Genomic DNA, 20,168 nt, shown 5'->3' with positions numbered 1-20,168 from the left:
GGGCCCCCCGACAACAGGGCCGGGGCCCCGCGCCCCCCCCCCGCGCCCGCGCCGCCCCCCGCCGCCGCCCTCAGGCGGCGGGGACGGCGCGAGAACCTCGCCGGCTATCTCTTCATGTCCCCCTGGATCGCCGGGTTCCTGCTGCTCACCGCGGGCCCGATGATCGCCTCCCTGTACTTCGCGTTCACCGACTACAACCTCTTCGACTCCCCGAAGTGGATCGGCCTCGCGAACTTCCAGGAGATGTTCGACGACCCGCGCTGGCGCCACTCGGTGTCGGTGACCCTGTGGTACGTCGTGATCGGCACGCCCCTGAAGCTGCTGCTCGCCCTCGGTGTCGCGCTGCTGCTCGCGCAGAAGCGGCGCGGCCAGGGCTTCTACCGGGCCGCGTTCTATGCGCCCTCGCTGATCGGCGCCAGTGTCTCCGTGGCGATCGTCTGGAAGGCGATCTTCTCGGACGACGGCCCGGTCGACAAAGCCCAGCGCACCTTCTTCGGCGTGGACGTGGGCGGCTGGATCGGCGATCCGCAGTGGATCCTCTACGCCCTGGTGGGGCTCACCGTCTGGCAGTTCGGCGCCCCCATGGTCATCTTCCTGGCGGGTCTGAAGCAGGTGCCGCGTGAGCTGTACGAGGCGGCCGAGGTGGACGGCGCGGGGCCCTGGCGCCGGTTCTGGAGCATCACGCTGCCGATGATCTCCCCGGTGCTGTTCTTCAACGTGCTCCTGGAGACCATCCACTCGTTCCAGATCTTCGCCTCCGCGTACATCGTCGGCGGTGGCGCGGGCGGCAGCGCCTGCGGTCCGGCCGACGGCTCGCTCGTCTACACCTGTTACCTCTACGTCCAGGGCTTCGAGAACAGCCGGATGGGGCTCGCCTCCGCCATGGCGTGGATGCTGCTCGTCGCGGTCGCGCTGGTGACCGCGGTCCTGTTCTGGTCCCAGAAGCGCTGGGTGCACTACGAGGAGGGCGCCCGATGAGCGCACCGCCGGCCGTGATGGCCAACTCGAGCCGCCGTACGCGGGGCTCTCTCGCCTGGCACGCCGGAGCCCTCGCCGTCCTCGCGGTGGTGCTCTACCCGGTCATCTGGCTGATCGGGGCGTCCTTCAAGCAGGGCGACGAGATCATCGGCAGCCTTCAACTGCTGCCCACCGACCCGGTCGCGAAGAACTACACGCGGCTCGCCGACGGACTCGCCGACATCCCGATCACCACGTTCTTCTACAACTCGGCCTTCCTCGCGGTCGGTTCGGTGATCGGCGTCCTGCTGTCCTGCTCGCTGGCCGCGTACGCCTTCGCGCGGATCAAGTTCGCCGGCCGCAACGTTCTGTTCGTGCTGATGATCGGCACGCTCCTGCTGCCGTACCACGTGCTCCTGATCCCGCAGTACGTCCTGTTCCAGAAGATGGAGCTGATCGACACCTACACGCCGCTGCTGCTCGGCAAGTACCTGGCCACCGAGGCGTTCTTCGTCTTCCTGATGGTGCAGTTCATGCGCAACCTGCCCAAGGAACTCGACGAGGCCGCACGGCTGGACGGCTGCGGGCATCTGCGGATCTACTGGTCGATCGTGCTGCCGCTGTGCCGGCCCGCCCTGATCACCAGCGCGATCTTCACGTTCATCAACACGTGGAACGACTTCATGGGTCCGCTGATCTACGTCAACACACCCGAGAAGTACACGGTCGCCCTCGGCCTGAAGATGTTCGTCGACCAGGAGGCCGTGTCCGACTACGGCGGCATGATCGCCATGTCCCTGGTCGCGCTGCTGCCGGTGCTCGCCTTCTTCCTGGCGTTCCAGCGGTACTTGATCGACGGTATGGCCACCTCGGGACTGAAGGGCTGAGCGCATCATGAGCGTGACTTCCCCGTCGGTACGGGCGCGGCGCGGCGAGTCGGCTTTCCAGCGCGGCTTCGCCGTGTTCGCCGAGTGCCTGCTCACCGGCGTCTGGACCTTCTTGGCCGCGCTGCCGCTGGTCACGCTGCCTGCCGCGGTGGCCGCAGGTGCCGCGCATCTGCGCCGCCACCTGGGGCAAGAGGCCTCCGGGTGGCGGCAGTTCGTCCAGGACTGGCGAACGGCCGTCCGGCGCGGCTGGCTCGCCGGTCTCGCCGGATGGGCGGCGCTGGCCCTCGTGTGGGCGGACCTCGCCGTCGTACGGGCGGGTCTGCCCGGCGGCGCCTTCGTGGGAACGGCCGGTGTGCTGGCCGCGCTTGTGGCGGTGGTCGCCGCACTCCGGGCGGCCGTGTCCTGGGAGCCGGGTGCTTCGTGGCGCGCGCTGTTCGCCGCGGCCGTACGGCGCACCGTGCTCGACCCGGCCGGATCGTCCGCCCTGATCTGCGGGTTCGCGGTGATCGCGGCGTCCGCGTGGTTCGCCGCACCGCTGGTGGCGCCCGCCCTCGGCATCGTCACCGCGGCGGCCCTGGCCGTGGAGCGGCGACGGGCCGGCTGAACCTCCATGCTCCACGAGCGTGTTGGGCGCCCATCCCGTTCGGCAGGCGCGTGGGCGCCCCTTCCTTCAGGTCTGTCATGTCCGCGTAAAGGAGAACCATGCCTTCCACCCGTAGATCCCTGCTCAAGCTGGCCGCGGCGGCAGGAGTCGCCGGCCAGACCAGCTGGCTGCTCGGCGCCCAGGAGGCGCGGGCCGCCGCCCCCGAGGCGCCCGCCGCGGCCGACCCCGTCACCATCAGCTGGCTGGAGGACGGCGGCCTCGGCGCCGCCGCCGGGTCGACCTTCGGTGTGCCCTGGACCAAGGGCACCCATGACGAGGGCACCGACTTCGCGCTGGCCACCGCCGACGGCAAGGCCGTTCCCGTACAGACCTGGCCCACCGCTTACTGGCCCGACGGCTCCCTCAAGTGGACGGCCCACGCCGTCGGTCCCGCGGCAGCAGGCGCCGAGAAGTTCACGCTCGCCGCGGGCACCGCCGCCACGGCCGACAAGAAGGTGACGGTCACCCGGAGCGGCAGCCGTATCACCGTCGACACCGGTGTGATCAGGGCCGTCGTCCGCAAGGACGGCGGCAAGCTCGTGGAGTCCGTCACGCGCGGCTCCACCGAGATCGCCAAGCAGGGGCGCCTCGTCCTGCTCCGCCAGAGCGACCTGGACGACGGTGACGCGGGCAACGCCAAGTGGGAGAAGTTCGACGGCGAGATCAGCGGCGCGAAGGTCGAACAGGACGGCCCCGTCCGCGCGGTGGTCCGCATCGACGGCAAGCACCGCAAGGGCAGCCGCAGTTGGCTGCCGTTCAGCGTGCGGCTCTACTTCTACGCGGGCGCCGAGTCCTTCCGTATGGTGCACACGATCACGTACGACGGCGACCAGGAGAAGGACTTCATCCGCGGCCTCGGCGTCCGCTTCACCGTGCCGATGCGCGACGCGGCGTACGACCGGCATATCCGCATCGCGGGCGAGGGCACCGCACCGGCCGTCGGCTTCCTGACCGAGGCGGTCAAGGGCATCACCGGACTGCGCCGCGACCCCGGAGCCGCCGTGCGCACCGTGCAGGTCAAGGGCGAGAAGCTGCCCGACCCGGCGACCTGGGACCAGCGCGTCACCAGCCGCCTGCAGTACATCCCCGAGTGGGGCGACTACACCCTCAGCCAGCTCAGCGCCGACGGCTTCACCCTGCGCAAGCGCACCAAGGCGGGCCACGGCTGGATCACCGCGGGCGGCGGCGGACGCGCGAACGGTTTCGGATACGTCGGCGGCGTGAGCGGCGGACTCTCCTTCGGGCTGCGGGACTTCTGGCAGAAGCACCCCGCCCAGCTCGACATCCGCGGCGCCGCGAGCGACGAGGCCGAGGTGACCCTGTGGCTCTGGTCGCCCGAGGCCCAGCCGATGGACCTGCGCTTCTACCACGACGGCATGGGCCAGGACACGTATCCCGAACAACTCGAAGGCCTCAACATCACGTACGAGGACTACGAGCCCGGCTTCGGCACCCCGTACGGCATCGCCCGCACCAGCGAGCTGACGTTCTGGGCGAACGCGTCCACCCCGAGCGCGGAGACGCTCGTGCGGCAGGCGGACGCCGTGCGGATGCCGCCCCAACTCGCCGCCGCGCCGGAGGACCTGACCAAGGCGGGCGTCTTCGGCGGGCTCTTCGCCCCTGTGGACCGCTCCACCGCCGCCAAGGCGAAGATCGAGGACCAGCTCGACTTCCTCTTCACGTACTACAAGGACCAGGTCGAGCAGCGCCGCTGGTACGGCTTCTGGGACTACGGCGACATCATGCACACCTACGACAGCGACCGGCACCAGTGGCGCTACGACGTGGGCGGGTACGCCTGGGACAACTCCGAGCTCTCACCGGACCTCTGGCTCTGGTACGCGTATCTGCGCTCGGGCCGCTCCGACATCTTCCGCTTCGCCGAGGCCATGACCCGGCACACCGGCGAGGTCGACGTGTACCACCTCGGCAAGTGGGCGGGCCTCGGCACCAGGCACGGCGTGCAGCACTTCGCGTGCAGCGCCAAGCAGCAGCGCATCAGTACCGCCGTCTACCGCCGGCAGTACTACTTCCTCACGGCGGACGAACGCGTCGGCGACCTGATGCACGCCCTCGTCGACAGCGACGAGACCTTCCTGGTCCTCGACCCCATCCGCAAGATCCGCACCGAGCCGTACACCCCCGACCGGCACGCGCTGTCCATCGGCTTCGGCACCGACTGGAGCGGACTCGCCGCGGCCTGGCTGACCGAGTGGGAGCGGCGCGGACCCAAGGCGGACAAGGCCGAGGCGCGGCTGCGCTCCACGATGGAGACGATCGCCGCACAGCCCAACGGGTTCGTACAGGGCACGGGTCTGTACGACCTGGACACCGGAGAGTTCGCCGTCGCCGACAAGCCCGCAGTCGGGGTCTCGCACCTGTCCGCGATGTTCGGCCTGGTCGAGATGTGCGCCGAGCTCATCGACATCATCGAGATGCCCGCGTTCAAGGAGGCCTGGCTGGACTACTGCCGCTACTTCAACGCCACCAAGGCCGAGCAGGCGGCGCGCTACGGCTCCAACTTCGGCACGCTGCTCCTCTTCCAGGGCCACTCGCGCCAGGACGCCTATGCCGCGGCGCAGCTGAAGGACGACCAGCTGGCCGCCCGCGCGTGGCAGAAGTTCTTCAAGAGCGACGGCTACACATCCGCAACGGACTGGAGCAAGACCGAGCTCGAAGGCCCCTCCGTCCTCGAACCCGGCTACGAGAACCTCAAAGTCAACACCAACGAGACCGCTCTGTTCGGGCTCGCCGCCATCCAGAACCTCGCCCTGGTGGGCGACAAGATCCCGGGCTGAGGACGGCCACGATGAGATACGCAACGACCGCACTGCTCACGGCAGTTGCCGCCCTCGGCTCGCTGTCCGCCGTGCCCGCGCACGCCGACAGCCGCGGCTACGTCCCCGCGCACGCCGACAGCCGCGGCTCCGTCCCCGCACACGCCGACACCCCCGGCTACGCCCCCGCGCAAGCAGGCAGCCCTGGATTCGGCACGGGCCCCGGCCTCGACCACTGCACCACCACCGTCCCGGTGACCTGCCACTTCGACGTCCCGGTGGGCACGTACACCGTGACGCTGGAGCTCGGCGGCGAGGACGCGGGCAGCACCGCGGTGACGGCCGAGACCCGGCGCACCCTGGTCGCCGAGACCGCCACCGAGCCGGGCGAGACCCTGCGCCGTACCTTCACGGTCGACGTACGCGACCCGGAGGGCGAGCCCACCGGACCGGCCGGCACCCCCGGTCTCGACCTCACCTTCAGCGGCGCCGCGCCACGGCTCGCGGACCTGCGCGTCACCCCGGCGCCCCGGGCCCGCCAGATCCTGCTCGCCGGTGACTCCACGGTCTGCGACCAGCCGGGCGACCCGTACGCGGGCTGGGGCCAGCAGCTCCCGCAGTTCCTCCGCAAGGGGCAGGTGGTCGCCAACTACGCCGACTCGGGGGAGGGCTCACAGTCCTTCCGGGACAACCCGCTCTTCTTCGACGCGCTCGCCGCCCGCATCCACCGCGGCGACCTGGTCCTCATCCAGCTCGCCCACAACGACAAGCAGACCCCGGCCGATGTCTACCGCGCCAACCTCACCGCCATGATCGACGGCGTACGGGCGAAGGGCGGCCGGCCGGTCCTCGTCACCCCCGTCGTGCGCCGCTGGTTCAACGGCGACGGCACCCTGAACAACGGCACCGCCCTGATCGTCAACGGACTCGGTGTGGATCTGCCGGGCGAGCTGCGTTCCCTCGCGACCGCACAGGACGTACCGCTGATCGACCTGACGGCGCTGACCAAGCAGCGGGTCGAGGAGCTCGGGCCCGAGGCTTCCAAGGCGCTCTACCTCTACAACGAGAAGCGCGACAACACCCACACCTCGGTCCGGGGCGCCACGGAGTACGCCGCGCTGGTCCATGGCGAGCTGCGGGAGCAGAGGCTGATCCCTTAGCCGCCGCAGGCACGGCAGAGTGAGCCCCGTGGAGCCTTCTCCACGGGGCTCGTACGTTCGAGAGGGCGAATCCCGGCCACGCGAACCACGGGGATCAGGACTTTGTTTCCACCCCATCGAGGGCACGGGTCACAGCCGATGCACAGGGGCCCGAGCTGCTCCGTTAGCATGTTCGATCGCATGGAGATCGCGCGCATGAACCTTCTACCGGGAAGCAACGTCTTCAAGGACACATAGCGACCATCGAGCCAATATCGAGCGAACTGGCCAGGAGCATTGATACCGATTCCGTCGCGGGAATTGTCGCGCAGCAGCAGCCGCACGCGGGAGTCCGCACGGTGGCAGCCGAAGACCCTGCTCTGGGTCGCGGCGGGCGTCATCGCCCTGGGCTTCGTCGTGGGTCTGGAGGTCGCGGCCCGTCGGTATGGCGTGCCCGGACCGCTCACCCAGCAGGCGCGCGAACTGATCTTCGCGCCCGCCTCGGGACCGCTCCTGTACGCGGCCATGGCGCTGATGATGGTCGTGCTCACCAAGCGGGAGCGGTTCATCGCCTTCGGGGCCGCGGTCGGCATCGACCTGGCCTTCTGGGGAGTGCGCTGGGCCGTCGGCGCCGACATGAACTTCGGAAACGGCGCGCTGTGGGTGATGGCCGGCGTCGCCGCCATCGCCGTCACCCGCCGCACCGGCCCGGAGCGGGTGCTGCTGCTCAAGGGAGTCGGTCTCGGACTGCTCCTGGTCGCCGGCCGCAAGACCGGTGACGCCTGGCTGCTGATCACGTCGAAGACCCGCCCAACGGTCCTCGACCCCTATCTCGCCACCGCCGACCACGCGCTCGGCAATCCCTCGTGGGTGGCCGGCCGCATCCTGGAGGCCATCGGCCCGGTCGGCGCCCATGTCCTCGACTGGGTCTACGTGCAGCTCGCCGTGGCCGCGGTCGTCATCTCGCTCTACCAGCTGCGCAGCGTCTCGGCCGCCCGTCGTTTCCCGCGGCACCACCTCGTACGGACCTTCCTCCTCATAGGTCTGCTCGGGCCTGGCATCTACATGATCTTCCCGGTGGTCGGACCCGTCTTCGCGTACGGGGTCGACGGCGGCCTGTGGGCGGCCGGCCAGGTGTGGCCGCACACCCCGGTGAAGCTGACCGCTCCGCAGGCGATCCCCTTCGACCAGATCACCCCGCGCAACTGCATGCCCAGCCTGCACACCGCATGGGCGACGGCGCTGTTCATCCACTCCCGCAAGGGGCCGCGCCTGCTGCGGTTCGCGGGCACGTTCTGGCTGGTGGCCACGCTCAGCGCGACGCTCGGGTTCGGTTATCACTACGGGGTCGATCTCGCGTCCGGCGTGGTGTTCGTCCTGACGATCGAGGCGGTGCTGCGCGCGCAGGAGCACGGCTGGGACCGCTCGGCGCTCAAGCTCGCCGGCTACGGCGCGGGCGTCTTCACGGTCATGCTGTTCATGTACCGCTACGCGTCCGTCGAGATGTCCCGGTACCCCGTGCTCTTCGGGCTGATCGTGCTGGGCGCGATGGGCTCGGTCATCTACGGCTACGTACGGATCAGCAAGCGCTGGGAGCACAAGTCCGTGCCGTCGCCGCGCACGCCCGCCCTGCCGCGCCCCGCTGCCGCACCGGTTCCGTAGGACAGCCGCTCCGCCGGGCGGTCGCGCTCTGCGCAACTCCTTGTTGGCCCCCACCGCGTCGTCTACTGTATGCAATCTGTGATCCGGTGACCGGATCGGGCCATGCGCCGGGCGGGAGGGGCCACCCATGCTGTTTCGTCAGCTGGAGTACTTCGTCGCCGTGGCGCGGGAGCGGCACTTCGCGCGGGCCGCCGAGTCCTGTTACGTATCGCAGCCGGCGCTGTCCGCCGCGATCGCCAAGCTGGAGCGCGAGCTCAACGTCACGCTGATCAACCGCGGCCACACCTACGAAGGGCTGACGCCCGAGGGCGAGCGGCTCGTCGTCTGGGCCAAGCGGATCCTCGCCGAGCAGGAGGCGTTCAAGGCCGAGGTGGCCGCCGTGCAGTCCGGGATCACCGGGACGCTGCGGCTCGGCACCGAACCCACGGCGTCGACGACGCTCGCGCTCCCGGTGGGCGCGTTCTGTTCGGCGCATCCCCTGGCCAAGGTGCAGGTGCGCTCGCGGCTCGCCACCAAGGAGCTCCTGCGCCAGCTCAGGGAGTTCGAGCTGGACGCGGTGATCGGCTACTTCGGGGCCGACGACCAGGAGGGGCTGCAGGTCGTGCCGCTGTACGAGGAGCGGTACATGGTCGTCTCCGGGGATCAGCTGCTGCCCCCGGACGCGACCATGACCTGGGCCGAGGCCGCGCAGCTGCCGCTGGCGCTGCTGACCCCGGACATGCGGATCCGGCAGCTCATCGACGAGGTACTCACCCGCACCGGGCTTGTCGCGACCCCGCAGGTCGAGACCGACTCGATCGCGTCTCTGTACGCGCATGTCGGCGTAGGGGAGTGGGCCAGCATCGTGCCGCACTCCTGGCTGCGGGCGATGCCGGTGATCGGCCGGACGCGGGCGGTGCCGTTGGTGTCGCCCGATGTGCGGGCGCAGGTGTCGGTGGCGATCCACGCGGCTACGCCCGGGTCGGTGGCCGCCCGTGCCTTTGTCGCCGCAGCGACGGGGCTGTCCTTGGACAAGTTCTTCGAGGAGCCGTTGCCTGTGGGCGGACGTCGGGTGCGGCAGCCTGTCGGGTGAGCGTCCGGCTGGATGGAAGGTCTCAGGAAGGTCCCCTCAAGGACCGGAGTGGCTGATGGCGAACCTTTCCCTGACGGCCTGGCGGTCGAGGCCGCCCTGTGCCGTGTGCGGCAAGGAGGCGACGATCTCCACGCGGTCCGGTACCCCCGGGGACGCCAGCCGCCCCCGGCAGTAGTGCAGTACCTGCTCAGAGCCCAGGTGCTCGCCCTCCCGTGCCACCACGGCCGCCCCCACCCGCTGGCCCAACTCCCCGTCCGGCAGCGCGAATACCGCAGCCTCGAGCACGCCAGGGCAGCCCGCGAGGATGTCCTCCACATACTCCGGGGAGATCCTGCGCCCGCCCCGGTGGATCAGGTTCCTGATGCGGCCCGAGAGGAACAGATAGCCGTCCTCGTCGAGACGGCCCAGGTCGCCGGTGCGCAGCCAGCCGTCCTGGAAACCGCGTGACGTTGCCGCCGGATCGGCGAGGTAGCCGCGGGCCACGGCGGGCCCGCGCACCCACACCTCGCCCTCCGACCCCGTCGCGCACGGCCGGCCCTGCGCGTCCGCGATCCGCAGCTCGGCTCCGGTGGGCCGGCCGGCCGAGGCGTGCTTGAGGAAACCGTGCTGCGGAAGGGGTTCGCTCGTGACCTGGTGCGTCGACTCCGTCATGCCGTACGCGGTCAGGAGCGGTGCCCCGAAGGTGCGTTCCAGGGCGCGCTGAGTCGCGGTGTTCAGCGGCGCGCTGGAGCTGCGGACGAACTTCAAGGGGGCCGCCCGCGGGCCGGGGTAGTCGCGTTCCGAACGCTCCAGGAGCAGTTCGTGCACGGCGGGGACCGCGGTGAACCAGGTGGCCGCCACCGCGCGTACGTCGTCCCAGAAGGTGGTGGCCGAGAACCGCCCGCCGTCGGGCAGCAGCACACAGCCGCCGCTCGCGAGGGAGGCGAGCAGCGTCGCGAACAGGCCGTGGCTGTGGAAGAACGGCATCACCGCCACCGTCGCGTCGCCCGGCCCCAGTTCGTACGTGCCGCAGATCCCGCGGACCGCCGCCATCACGTTGATATCGGTGAGCGGGACCATCTTGGCGCGGTCGCTGGTACCGACCGTGAACAGGACCAGTACGTCGGCGGGGTCGGGCCGGTCCTCGCCCCGTGCCTCGCGCACCTCGCCCTCCACCAGCGCCACCGCCCCGCGCGCCGCGTCCACCGTCAGCGTCCAGGCCTCCGGCACGCAGACGTCGGGCGAGGCCAGTACGGCGCGCGCCGCCAACCCGGCAAGCCGCTCGGCGAGTTGATCCTTCGCCCACCCCGGATCCACCGGCGCCACCAGGAGCCCGGCCCGGGCCGCGCCGAGCAGACCGACCACGAACTCCACGGTGTTGGCGGCGACCAGCGCCACCGTGTCACCGCGTCGCAGCCCGGACCGGGTGAGCCGCTGTGCCACGTCTTCGGCCAGATCGCGCAGTGCGCGGTAGGACAGGCGGACCCGGTCGGCGCCGTGGACGAGGGCGGTGGCCGAGGGCCGTTCCCGTACCGGCCGGTCGAGAAGATCCGCGAGGCCGGTGATCGCCGGCGGACGGTACAGCGATACGCCCCGCACCGATGCTGCGGTCGCAGCGGCCATGACCACCACCCCTTCGTACGGAAGAACACCGGGGCACAACCCTCGTAAGGCTGCCGTCCAGTGAGCGTGCGCGGCCCTTCGGCGCACGTCCAATACGCACTGGCGACCAGCCGATAGCAGGCGCTTATCAACCATGGCGAACCCCCAGGTGGCGAAGGGGAGCCGACTGCTCGATAGACGCCGTTTATCGGCTGGTCGCCGATACGTCTTGGACGGCGGCGAGCGGGGTGCGCAAGGTGAGACCAGGAGCCGCACGCATGACCGCCGAAGCAGGTATGCCCGCTCAAGGAGGAGCTCGGACCATGACTGACACTGCTGCTGCCACCGACACCGCGGCGAGCGATGAAGACCGGGCCGAGCTCACCGACGGGTATCACCTGGTCGTCGACGCGCTCAAGCTCAACGATGTCGAGACGATCTACGGAGTCGTCGGCATCCCGATCACTGACCTCGCGCGCCTCGCCCAGGCCGAGGGCATCCGGTACGTGGGTTTCCGGCACGAGTCCAACGCCGGGCACGCCGCGGCGATAGCCGGATACCTCACCAAGAAGCCCGGCATCGCGCTCACCGTATCCGCGCCCGGCTTCCTCAACGGGCTCGTAGCCCTGGCGAACGCCACCACCAACTGCTTCCCGATGGTGCAGATCTCGGGTTCCAGTGAGCGCCATCTCGTCGACCTCAAGCAGGGCGACTACGAGGAGATGGACCAACTCGCCGCCGCCCAGCCCTTCGTGAAGGCCGCGTACCGCATCAGCCGGGTCGAGGACATCGGCCGCGGCATCGCCCGCGCGCTGCGGACCGCGATCTCCGGCCGGCCCGGCGGTGTCTACCTGGACATCCCGGCCGCCGTCCTGGGCTCGATCATGCCCGCCGAGGAGGGGGCGAGGACACTGAGCAGGCTGGTGGACCCGGCCCCTCGCCAGCTCCCCGCGCCCGAGGCCGTGGACCGCGCCATCGAACTGCTCGCCTCCGCGGAGCGTCCGCTCGTCGTGCTCGGCAAGGGCGCCGCGTACGCCCAGGCGGACGACAAGATCAAGCAGTTCATCGAGTCCACGGGCATCCCGTACGCCCCGATGTCGATGGCCAAGGGCCTGCTGCCCGACGGCCACCCGCAGTCCGCGGCCGCCGCGCGGTCGCTCGCCCTCAAGCGGGCCGACGTCGTGGTCCTGATGGGTGCGCGCCTCAACTGGCTGCTCAACCACGGCGAGCGGGGCTGGAACCCGGACGCACAGTTCATCCAGATCGACATCGAGCCCAAGGAGATGGACTCCAACCAGCCCATCGCCGCACCGCTCGTCGGCGATATCGAGTCGGTGCTCGACGCGCTCGCCGAACGCACCAAGCCCGGCCAGATCGCCGCCCCCCAGGCGTGGAAGGACGAACTCGACGCGAAGACCGCGGACAACGTGGCCAAGATGGCCAAGCGCCTCGAGGCGGATCCGCACCCGATGCAGTTCATGGGCGCGCTCAAGGCGGTACGGGACGTGCTGCGCGAACGCCCGGAGGTCTACCTCGTCAACGAGGGCGCCAACGCGCTCGACATCGCCCGCAACGTCATCGACATGCAGGTGCCGCGCCACCGCCTCGACAGCGGAACGTGGGGCGTCATGGGCATCGGCATGGGGTACGCGATCGCCGCGGCCGTGGAGTCCGGGCAGCCCGTCGTCGCCGTCGAGGGCGACAGCGCCTTCGGGTTCAGCGGCATGGACCTGGAGACGATCTGCCGCTACAACCTGCCCGTGGTCACCGTCATCATGAACAACGGCGGTGTGTACAAGGGCGACGAGGCACCCGGCGGCGGCTCCAGCGACCCCGCGCCGACCGCCCTGATGAGCGCGGCACGCCACGACCAGATGATCGAGGCCTTCGGCGGCAAGGGCTACCGCGCCACCACGCCCGCCGAGATCACCGCCGCCCTTACCGAGGCGCTGGCCGCCGGCGGACCGGCGCTGATCGACTGCGTCATCGACCCGTCGGCCGGCACCGAGAGCGGCCATATCGCCCACCTCAACCCGAAGGGGCTCGGCAACTTCGGCGGCAAGAAGTAACCGGTCTCCTCGCGGCCGCAACGGACGGGCCGGGCGCCTCCTCGTACGAGGGGTGCCCGGCCCGACGGCTGTGCGCGGGCGGGGGAGGTGTGACGTGCTGACGGCTGTCACCCGCCGTCCTGCCCGCCACCTGTCCGGGTGGCGGGCCTGTGTGCCAGGTCCGTTGCTCCACGTCCTGAATGATCGGGCCGGCCCACGTACGGGTGAATGCTGATTGCCGTACAACCCTCCGACTCTGCCAAGGTGCTCGGCCATGACTGGTGAACACCCTGATCTGCGGGTGCAGACAACCGAGTTGGGCCGGTTCGCCAAGGCCCTGCACGACTCGGTGGAGTCGCTGGCCGAGGCGCGACGCGCGCTCGACCACGTACGCGCCGACCAGATCGGCACGGCGGAACTCGACGCGGCCTGCGACTCCTTCCAGGGCTCCTGGGGCCACGGCGCCGAACAGCTCGGCGAGCGGATCGCGCGCATCCAGTCGGCGGTGGCTCTCAGCCACAACGGGTACGTCGAGCTGAACCGGGCGATCGCGGAGGCGTTCCGGGCGGTGCGGGTCGATGGGTGACGCGGGTCCGGCCGGCGGACCGTATCCGCACCTGGGGTTCAACCCCGTGCCGGGGAACCCCGCGGAGATCTCCGCGCTCCACAAGCAGGTGGCCAAGGCGGCGAAGTCGCTGGGCACGGCCCACGAGCTGATCGACCGTCTGCTCCGGTCGGCCTCGTCCTGGCAGGGCGAGGGCGGCGACGCGTTCCGCCGGGCGCTGTCGCAGGACGTGCCCAAGCGGTTGCTCGACGCGCACCAGTCCCTCTCGAAGGCCTCGGGCGCGCTGCTGCGCTGGCACGACGGCGTCGTCGCCCGCCGGCTGACGGCCCAGTCCTACGAGGACCGCGCACGGACGGCGGCTTCGGCACTCACGGAGGCGGAGGCCCGGGCCTCGGAGGACCCCGAGCAACTCTCGAAGGCGCGGGACGCGGTGGCTGATGTGCGGCGGCTGGCGCGGGAGTTGGAGGGGGTGCATCAGGAGGCGGCTCGGGGGGTGGCTCGGGATCTTGAGGCCGCGGATGAGGGGTTGGCTCCTGAGGAGCCGGGGGTTCTCGACAAGGTTGTGGGGTTCGTTGAGGAGGATCTCGGCGATTACCTGTCGGTGGCGGCCTCTGTCGCCGGGCTCGCCGCCGTGATGGCCACTCCGCCGGTCGGGGTCGCCATTGCTCTGACGATCGCCACGACTGCGAGCGCGGGTGCGTTTGGGCTGCACCTCAAGGATCCGAAGATCCGTGACGCGGTCTGGGGCGGCATCAGTGAGGGCAAGTTGGACGCAAAGTTCTGGGACGGCGCGGTCACGCTGGTCGGTGACGGCATCGGCGCCCTTCCCGTCCTGGGCTTGGCCGCCGGTGGCACGAAGAGCGCGGTTACCGCCGTCAGGGCAGCCGGCTCACTGGATGACGCTGCCCGTGCCGGGGCGGTCGGCCTGGTGGACGGCGCGAAGGCGACAGGTCTGGAGATGGCCAGAGGAACGAATCGCGTGACCGATTGGGCCTTGCACGGCGTCAGCTCGGGGACGAAGGAAGCGGTCGAGGTAGGCATCGCGACCGCGGGTGTGGCGACGAGTCTGGGGGACGTGACCCCGCTGAAGGACGACGAGACCTACGAGAGCGTAGCGCCGGCCGTCGATGGCGGGCGCATCGTCGCAGATGACATCCCCAGCACCTTCGCGCGCCTGTCGCGCGCCGCAACAACCCTGTGAGGACCTCCATGGATGACAGGCCACAACTGTGGTTCCGGCTTCCTCCGGGATACCAGGAGTTCGACCCGGCAGGCCTGACCCCGATTCGAGAGCGTGCTCCCGAATGGGCCCCTGCCCTGGACGAGATCTTCCGCCACGGCACGTTTTACGCGGCGTTGGGGCTGCACCGCACTGATGTGTACGAAGCGGTGACCACTTCGCTGTTCACCCTGTCCTCCACCAGCACGCTGGTGAGCGATCCCCAAGTGGCCGCCGCCCGGGCCTTGATCTCCCGCGAGGGGTGGGTTCACTGGACCCCAGATACGTGTGAGTTGCGAACCGTCGCGCGGACAACTGCCGCCGCATTCACCACCGGGGTACTGCGCTGCGACGACGAGGGCGCCGCGACAGTGTGTCAGGCCACGTGCACCTTTCTGATTCCTGGCACTCCGACTCTGATCACAGCGACGCTGACCAGCTCCGATCTCACGCAATCAGAGGCGTACACGGACATCCTCGGCGCCGTGGCGAGCACGATCAGTTTCGAAGAGCCGAAGGATGCGCCTGCAGGACGCCAACCCACATCTCGCATTGCGGAGTTGATCACATGACTACCCAATCCCTGGCCAAGGCGGCGATGGACGAACCGGCTACGGCGAACAGCCTCAAGCGGGCGCGGGAGCGTGGGACGGTGTGGGCCCTGGTGGTGCTCGCGGCCATCGCCGCCGGCGTGGCTGTGGGCTGCGCTTTCATCGCCAGCAGCTGGTCAGTGCTGGCGTTCGTTTTCTCGATGATCACAGCCGTCATGTCTGTGCAGGTGGGCATGGTGTGCACATACAACGCATGGCGGGCGCGCCGCATCCTGCGCGCATACCCCTGGCTGGAGATGCCGTGCCGGCGAGTGGACAGCCCAGGCAACTACCGCCTCCGCGTCGAAATGCCTGGCGCGGAAGGTGAGCTGCTCCTCCAGTCCGTCGCATTCAGCTACACAGTTGCGCGGCGTGGCGGCGACGCCCCTCAGGCCATTTGGTATGCAGGCCCGCCCACAGGAAAGGGAGTTGTCGCGCCCGTCGGCGGCCACCTGCCGTTCCGCGTCGTCCGGGTAACCCACCCGGACCGCTGAGTCGTGCCGACCGGGCCCCTGGAGCAACCCAAAGTTGAGGAGATACGTGGCAGGTTCACGAATCCCACCGCACGCTTATTGACCCGCGAGTAACCAACCCCCCACGATGACCTCGATTCCCGAACCTACCGGTCGGTATAGCCCCGTGGAGGTCACCGTGCCCCGAGCCGTGCCCAGATCCCGCGCCACCCTCACCGCAGCCGTCGGCACCGCGGCCGCTGTCCTCGCCGCACCGCTCGCCCTCGCCGTGCCGGCGGCGGCGACCACGCCGGCCCTGGGCGAATACACCGTCACCGCCTTGAAGTTCACCGTCGACACCGGCGACCGCACCTGCGTCGTGGACGCCGACCTCTACCGGCCCGCGGGGGTCGACGCCCGGCACACCGCCCCCGCCGTGATCACCACCAACGGCTTCGGCGGGAACAAGGCCGACGGTGGAACCGCCGGTGCGGCCAAGGCGTTCGCGCAGCGCGGGTACGTCGGGCTCGCCTACTCCGGGCTCGGGTTCGGGAACTCCGGCTGTCTGATCTCCCTGGACGACCCCCGTATCGACGCGAAGGCGGCCTCCGCGCTCATCGACTTCCTCGCCGGCGAGCGCGCGGCAGATGACGGGACGAAGGCCGACTACGTCACGGCGGACGGCGGCGAGAAGGGCGACGATCCGCGCGTCGGGATGATCGGCGGCTCGTACGGCGGGGCGATCCAGCTGGCGACCGCGGCCGTCGATCACCGGGTGGACGCACTCGTTCCGCTGATCACGTGGAACAACCTCGCCTACGCGCTCGACCCGCAGAACGCCGTGGGCACCGACGTGCCCGGTGCGTACAAGTGGCAGTGGGCCAACGGGTTCTATCTGATGGGGGAGGGCCAGCCGCTGCTCGTCCCCTCGCTCGACCCCTCCCGGATCAACAAGCTGACCTGCCTGCACTTCGTCGACCGGGCCTGCGACACGATCCGGATGCTGAACTCCGGCCGCTACCCGGCGGGGCGGACCGACGAGCTGCTCGATTATGCGCGGAGCGTCTCGCCCGTCTCGTATCTGCGGCGGGTGAAGGCGCCGACGCTGCTGGTGCAGGGGCAGGCGGACTCGCTGTTCAACCTCAACGAGGCGCAGGCGACGTACGAGACGCTGCGCGCGCAGGGCACCACGGCCAAGATGATCTGGCAGTCGTGGGGGCACAGCGGAGGAATCACGGATCCGGCGAGCGGTGAACTGAGCCTGGGCTCGGGCAACTTGGAGTCGAGCTACGTCGGGCAGCGGGTGCTCGCCTGGTTCGACCGCTATCTGCAGGGCGACAAGGGCACCGACACCGGACCGGACTTCGCGTACTACCGCGACTGGGTCGCCGACCCGCAGCGCACCTACGCCACCGCGTCGCACACCCCGTCGCCGACCACCACGTACTACCTCTCCGGCGACGGCAAGCTGGTCGACAACCGGCGCAAGGTGGTGCGCGGCAGTCGTGAGTACCGCAACTGGCTGATCCCCACCTCGCACTCCGAGTCCTCGCTCGCCGGCCTGATCGGTCTGCCGGACCCCGCGCCGTACGACACCCGCGGCACGTATCTCGACTGGTCGACCGAGCCGCTCGCCGAGGCGACAGAGGTCGTGGGCATCCCGAAGGCCACGCTGAAGGTGGTCTCGCCGAGGACGGAACGCGTCCAGAACTCGTCGGACGCCGCCGACAAGCTGGTGCTGTTCGCGAAGCTGTACGACGTGGCCCCGGACGGCAGGAAGACCTTGGTGCACCGGCTCGTCGCCCCCGTGCGCGTACCGGACGTGACCAAGCCGTTCACGGTGTCCCTGCCGGGCATCGTGCACCGCTACGAGAAGGGCCACCGCATCCAGTTCGTGATCGCGGCGAGCGACGGGGCCTACCTCGGCAACAAGGGCGTCAAGCCGGTCACGGTGACGAGCGCACCGGGCGACACGGGCACGGTGCAACTCCCGGTCGTACGCTAGCCGTCGAGCTTCGCCAGCCAGCGTCCGACGGCTGCCAGGTCGGCCTCCGTCAGGCCGAGCTCAGGGGCGACCCGCAGGAGCAGCGACGGTCCCGGGTGGTTCTCCACCACCCAGGACCGGTCCCGCTCACCGATCTCGTCATCGATCCAGACGAAGGGGCGGCCGCCCGCCCACGCGACGATCGGCCGCGTCTTCCAGTGCAGCAGCCCCTCCGGCCGCCCGCCCTCCGTCCACCCGAGTACGGGCAGGTCCGGCAGTCCGAGCCGGGGTGCCACCTCCTCATTGGCGTCCTCGCCCCAGGTGGTGGCCCAGACCGGCTCGCAGGGCAGGGCGAGCAGGCGAGGGCCGAGTGCGGGATTGATCCTGGCCAGGAGCGGGTTCGCGTCCGAGGCGGCGGGCAGGGGCTCGTACGTCGGGTGACCGCCGCCGCCGAAGGGGATGAGCGGGCCGTCGACGTCGAGGAAGAGCAAGGGGAGCATCCGCGTACCGTAGAGCCTGGCTACGGCTCGTCGATCACCCGGTCCGTGCGATGTGCTCCGTAGTACTCCGACTGGCGGGCCATGATCGTGTGCATCGGGGTCCCGCGGTCCACGCCGTACACGGTGCGGGGGAAGTCCAACTCCATCTGGGCGGGCTGGAGTGCCTCGTGTCGGTCTGGGGAGAAGAGGCGGGCAGGGGTGCCGGCCGCGATCCAGCCGATCGGCAGGACGGTGTCCGGCGGGAGGGTCGAGTTGGCGTGCAGGACGCTGTTGATCCGCAGCTCCGAGCGCGTCCCGGCCACCGCGCCCGGGAACACGGAGGCGCCCGTCGCGACGAAGACCTCGTCCTCGATCGTCGCTCCGTTGACATGGGCGTGCGGGCCGATCAGGACGCAGGAGCCGACCGTGGCCGGATGCCCGTCCCGGCCGCGCAGCAGGGCCTGTTCCATGACGACGGTGTTCGTCCCGATCCGCACCTCCCCGTCCTCGGCGGTCAGGACGGCGCCGTGCAGGACCCGGACGCCCTCGCCCAGGGTGACGGCGCCGCAGAGTACGGCGGCGGGGGACACGTACGCGGACGGGTGGACGGAGGGCCGGCGGCCGCGGTGTTCGATCAGCATGGAGGGAGCGTACGAGCCGTGGGGCGGGTGCTCCCAGCGGATCTGCGAGCCATGGGGCGGGGGCTCCCGGTGGATGCGAGCCGTGGGGGGCGGCTGCTCCCGGCGGAGCGAGGCTTCCGGACCGGGTAACTGTGGGCAGGGATAGCCGTGTTGACCATCCGGGTCATCACGGCAGCGTGGCCCCGCGGGCCGCACGAGGAAGGGCGGTACGGCGGACATGACCCACGTCCTCATCGCGGGCGCCGGCATCGGCGGGCTCACCGCGGCCCTGTCCCTGCACGCCGCGGGGCTCGGCGTCACGCTCGTCGACGCGGCCCACTCGCTGCGGCCCGTCGGCGTCGGGATCAATCTGCTGCCGCACGCCGTAAGGGAGTTGACGGAGCTCGGACTCGGCACCGTTCTCGCCGAGACCGGTGTCCCCACCGCGGAGATGGTCCACTTCGACCGGCACGGCAACCGCATCTGGGGCGAGCCGCGCGGCCGCGCACTCGGCTATCACTGGCCGCAGTACTCCCTGCACCGCGGTGATCTGCAGCGGCTGCTGCTCGACGCGGTGCTCGCCCGCATCGGTGAGATCAGGACGGACGCCGCCGTGACCGCCTTCCACGACGAAGGCGACCGCGTACGGGTGGAGTTCGCCGGTGGCGGCACCCTGGAGGCGGACGTGCTGCTCGGCGCCGACGGACTCCACTCGGCCGTCCGCGCACAACTGCACCCCGGTGAGGGCCCGCCGCTCTGGAACGGCATCCGAATGTGGCGCGGCTTGGTGGAGACCGCCCCGTTCCTGGGCGGCCGCACACTCGCCGTCGCGGGCAGCAACGAGAGTGCCAAATTCGTCGCCTACCCGGTGTCGCGCTCCGCCGAGATCCGCGGCCGCGCCCTGGTCAACTGGGTGGCCGAGGTACGCCTCGCGGGCCCAGGCCGGCCGGCCGCCGACTGGGATCGCACCGGCCGACTGGCCGACGTACTCCCGCACTTCGCCGACTGGCGGCTCGGCTGGCTCGACGTCCCGGCGCTGCTCGAGGCCACCGGCCGCATCCTCGAGTACCCGATGGTCGACCGCGACCCGCTGCCCTGGTGGGGCCGCGGCCGGGTCACCCTGCTCGGTGACGCCGCGCATCCGATGTACCCCATCGGTTCCAACGGAGCCTCCCAGTCGGTACTCGACGCCCGCGCGCTGGCCCGCCACCTGGCGACGGCGCCCGGTCCCGAACAGGCCCTCGAGGCATACGAAGCCGAACGCCGTCCCGTCACCGGCGCCCTGGTCCTCGCCCACCGCGCCATGCCCGCCGACCGGCTCCTGGCCACGGTCGCCCGACGCGCCCCGGACGGCTTCGCGCGGATCGAGGACGTACTGACCGCCGAGGAACTGGCCGCGTTCCACGCCGCCTACCGCGCGACGACGGGTGCGGACGTCGCGTATCTCAACAGCCGTGAGTCCTGGTCGGTGGGCTGAACCCGGGCGGTTGTCC

At 70.4% G+C, this 20,168-nt stretch carries 17 protein-coding genes; 14 read left to right on the top strand and 3 right to left on the bottom strand.

The features are described from left to right. The 7 genes from JAO81_RS12235 to JAO81_RS12205 all read left to right on the top strand — a co-directional run. Positions 1 to 978, top strand: a 978-nt coding sequence (locus tag JAO81_RS12235) for a carbohydrate ABC transporter permease (protein WP_233415263.1), incomplete at its 5' end; no start/stop codon positions are given. Then, positions 975 to 1,844 carry a carbohydrate ABC transporter permease gene (locus JAO81_RS12230; protein WP_199547835.1) on the top strand — a complete coding sequence of 290 codons (870 nt, stop codon included), beginning with the start codon at positions 975 to 977 and terminating at the stop codon, positions 1,842 to 1,844. The genes JAO81_RS12235 and JAO81_RS12230, both read left to right, overlap by 4 nt. Before the next feature lie 7 nt (positions 1,845 to 1,851). Then, entirely contained in the window at positions 1,852 to 2,448 is a 597-nt protein-coding gene (locus tag JAO81_RS12225) for a hypothetical protein (RefSeq protein ID WP_199547834.1), read from the top strand. 98 nt (positions 2,449 to 2,546) lie between these two features. Continuing rightward, positions 2,547 to 5,285: a Tat pathway signal sequence domain protein gene (locus tag JAO81_RS12220; protein ID WP_199547833.1), complete on the top strand. Its 2,739-nt coding sequence runs from the start codon at positions 2,547 to 2,549 to the stop codon at positions 5,283 to 5,285. Positions 5,286 to 5,296: 11 nt separating this feature from the next. Then, positions 5,297 to 6,424: a rhamnogalacturonan acetylesterase gene (locus JAO81_RS12215; protein WP_199547832.1), complete on the top strand. Its 1,128-nt coding sequence runs from the start codon at positions 5,297 to 5,299 to the stop codon at positions 6,422 to 6,424. A 300-nt stretch (positions 6,425 to 6,724) separates the two neighbouring features. Then, on the top strand, positions 6,725 to 8,065 hold the full coding sequence (locus JAO81_RS12210; protein ID WP_233415262.1) for a phosphatase PAP2 family protein: 1,341 nt from the start codon (positions 6,725 to 6,727) through the stop codon (positions 8,063 to 8,065). 127 nt (positions 8,066 to 8,192) lie between these two features. Next, positions 8,193 to 9,137, top strand: a complete 945-nt coding sequence (locus JAO81_RS12205) for a LysR family transcriptional regulator (RefSeq protein ID WP_199547831.1) — start codon at positions 8,193 to 8,195, stop codon at positions 9,135 to 9,137. Positions 9,138 to 9,173: 36 nt separating this feature from the next. On the opposite strand, the gene JAO81_RS12200 is transcribed toward JAO81_RS12205, so the two are convergent. Continuing rightward, positions 9,174 to 10,739: a FadD7 family fatty acid--CoA ligase gene (locus tag JAO81_RS12200; protein ID WP_199547830.1), complete on the bottom strand. Its 1,566-nt coding sequence runs from the start codon at positions 10,737 to 10,739 to the stop codon at positions 9,174 to 9,176. Between the two features lie 302 nt (positions 10,740 to 11,041). Here JAO81_RS12200 and oxc point away from each other — a divergent pair, with 302 nt between their 5' ends. From oxc to JAO81_RS12170, 6 genes are all read left to right on the top strand, one after another. Next, entirely contained in the window at positions 11,042 to 12,787 is a 1,746-nt protein-coding gene (oxc, locus tag JAO81_RS12195) for an oxalyl-CoA decarboxylase (RefSeq protein WP_199547829.1), read from the top strand. 253 nt (positions 12,788 to 13,040) lie between these two features. Beyond that, complete coding sequence (locus tag JAO81_RS12190; protein ID WP_199547828.1) at positions 13,041 to 13,352, top strand: hypothetical protein; 312 nt, start codon at positions 13,041 to 13,043, stop codon at positions 13,350 to 13,352. Between the two features lie 46 nt (positions 13,353 to 13,398). Continuing rightward, entirely contained in the window at positions 13,399 to 14,532 is a 1,134-nt protein-coding gene (locus JAO81_RS12185) for a hypothetical protein (RefSeq protein WP_199547827.1), read from the top strand. A gap of 8 nt (positions 14,533 to 14,540) precedes the next feature. Beyond that, positions 14,541 to 15,122, top strand: a complete 582-nt coding sequence (locus tag JAO81_RS12180) for a hypothetical protein (protein ID WP_199547826.1) — start codon at positions 14,541 to 14,543, stop codon at positions 15,120 to 15,122. Further along, a complete protein-coding gene (locus JAO81_RS12175; RefSeq protein ID WP_199547825.1) occupies positions 15,119 to 15,634 on the top strand; it encodes a hypothetical protein in 516 nt (171 codons plus the stop codon). Before JAO81_RS12180 ends, JAO81_RS12175 begins: the two co-directional genes overlap by 4 nt. A 106-nt stretch (positions 15,635 to 15,740) precedes the next feature. Continuing rightward, complete coding sequence (locus JAO81_RS12170) at positions 15,741 to 17,597, top strand: CocE/NonD family hydrolase (protein WP_199547824.1); 1,857 nt, start codon at positions 15,741 to 15,743, stop codon at positions 17,595 to 17,597. On the opposite strand, the gene JAO81_RS12165 is transcribed toward JAO81_RS12170, so the two are convergent. Both JAO81_RS12165 and JAO81_RS12160 read right to left on the bottom strand, forming a co-directional pair. Beyond that, positions 17,594 to 18,076, bottom strand: coding sequence for an HAD domain-containing protein (locus JAO81_RS12165; RefSeq protein ID WP_199547823.1), 483 nt, complete (start codon positions 18,074 to 18,076; stop codon positions 17,594 to 17,596). The genes JAO81_RS12170 and JAO81_RS12165 overlap by 4 nt on opposite strands. Before the next feature lie 20 nt (positions 18,077 to 18,096). Next, complete coding sequence (locus tag JAO81_RS12160) at positions 18,097 to 18,696, bottom strand: gamma carbonic anhydrase family protein (RefSeq protein ID WP_199547822.1); 600 nt, start codon at positions 18,694 to 18,696, stop codon at positions 18,097 to 18,099. Between the two features lie 217 nt (positions 18,697 to 18,913). On the opposite strand from JAO81_RS12160, the gene JAO81_RS12155 reads away from it, so the two are divergent. Next, complete coding sequence (locus tag JAO81_RS12155; protein WP_199547821.1) at positions 18,914 to 20,152, top strand: flavin-dependent oxidoreductase; 1,239 nt, start codon at positions 18,914 to 18,916, stop codon at positions 20,150 to 20,152. Positions 20,153 to 20,168 lie beyond the last annotated feature (16 nt).

Origin of the sequence: Streptomyces sp. N35 (genome assembly GCF_016464295.1) — a bacterium.
Lineage (GTDB): Bacteria > Actinomycetota > Actinomycetes > Streptomycetales > Streptomycetaceae > Streptomyces.
Note: the sequence above shows the minus strand (reverse complement) of the source record. Positions and strands in the feature narration are given on the sequence as shown.

Bases quoted from the DNA above. Each gene is read 5' to 3' on its own strand.
- JAO81_RS12230 (WP_199547835.1), top strand. From the start codon at position 975: ATGAGCGCACCGCCGGCCGTGATGGCCAACTCGAGCCGCCGTACGCGG.
- JAO81_RS12225 (WP_199547834.1), top strand. From the start codon at position 1,852: ATGAGCGTGACTTCCCCGTCGGTACGGGCGCGGCGCGGCGAGTCGGCT.
- JAO81_RS12220 (WP_199547833.1), top strand. From the start codon at position 2,547: ATGCCTTCCACCCGTAGATCCCTGCTCAAGCTGGCCGCGGCGGCAGGA.
- JAO81_RS12215 (WP_199547832.1), top strand. From the start codon at position 5,297: ATGAGATACGCAACGACCGCACTGCTCACGGCAGTTGCCGCCCTCGGC.
- JAO81_RS12205 (WP_199547831.1), top strand. From the start codon at position 8,193: ATGCTGTTTCGTCAGCTGGAGTACTTCGTCGCCGTGGCGCGGGAGCGG.
- JAO81_RS12200 (WP_199547830.1), bottom strand. From the start codon at position 10,739: ATGGCCGCTGCGACCGCAGCATCGGTGCGGGGCGTATCGCTGTACCGT.
- oxc (WP_199547829.1), top strand. From the start codon at position 11,042: ATGACTGACACTGCTGCTGCCACCGACACCGCGGCGAGCGATGAAGAC.
- JAO81_RS12190 (WP_199547828.1), top strand. From the start codon at position 13,041: ATGACTGGTGAACACCCTGATCTGCGGGTGCAGACAACCGAGTTGGGC.
- JAO81_RS12180 (WP_199547826.1), top strand. From the start codon at position 14,541: ATGGATGACAGGCCACAACTGTGGTTCCGGCTTCCTCCGGGATACCAG.
- JAO81_RS12175 (WP_199547825.1), top strand. From the start codon at position 15,119: ATGACTACCCAATCCCTGGCCAAGGCGGCGATGGACGAACCGGCTACG.
- JAO81_RS12170 (WP_199547824.1), top strand. From the start codon at position 15,741: ATGACCTCGATTCCCGAACCTACCGGTCGGTATAGCCCCGTGGAGGTC.
- JAO81_RS12165 (WP_199547823.1), bottom strand. From the start codon at position 18,076: ATGCTCCCCTTGCTCTTCCTCGACGTCGACGGCCCGCTCATCCCCTTC.
- JAO81_RS12160 (WP_199547822.1), bottom strand. From the start codon at position 18,696: ATGCTGATCGAACACCGCGGCCGCCGGCCCTCCGTCCACCCGTCCGCG.
- JAO81_RS12155 (WP_199547821.1), top strand. From the start codon at position 18,914: ATGACCCACGTCCTCATCGCGGGCGCCGGCATCGGCGGGCTCACCGCG.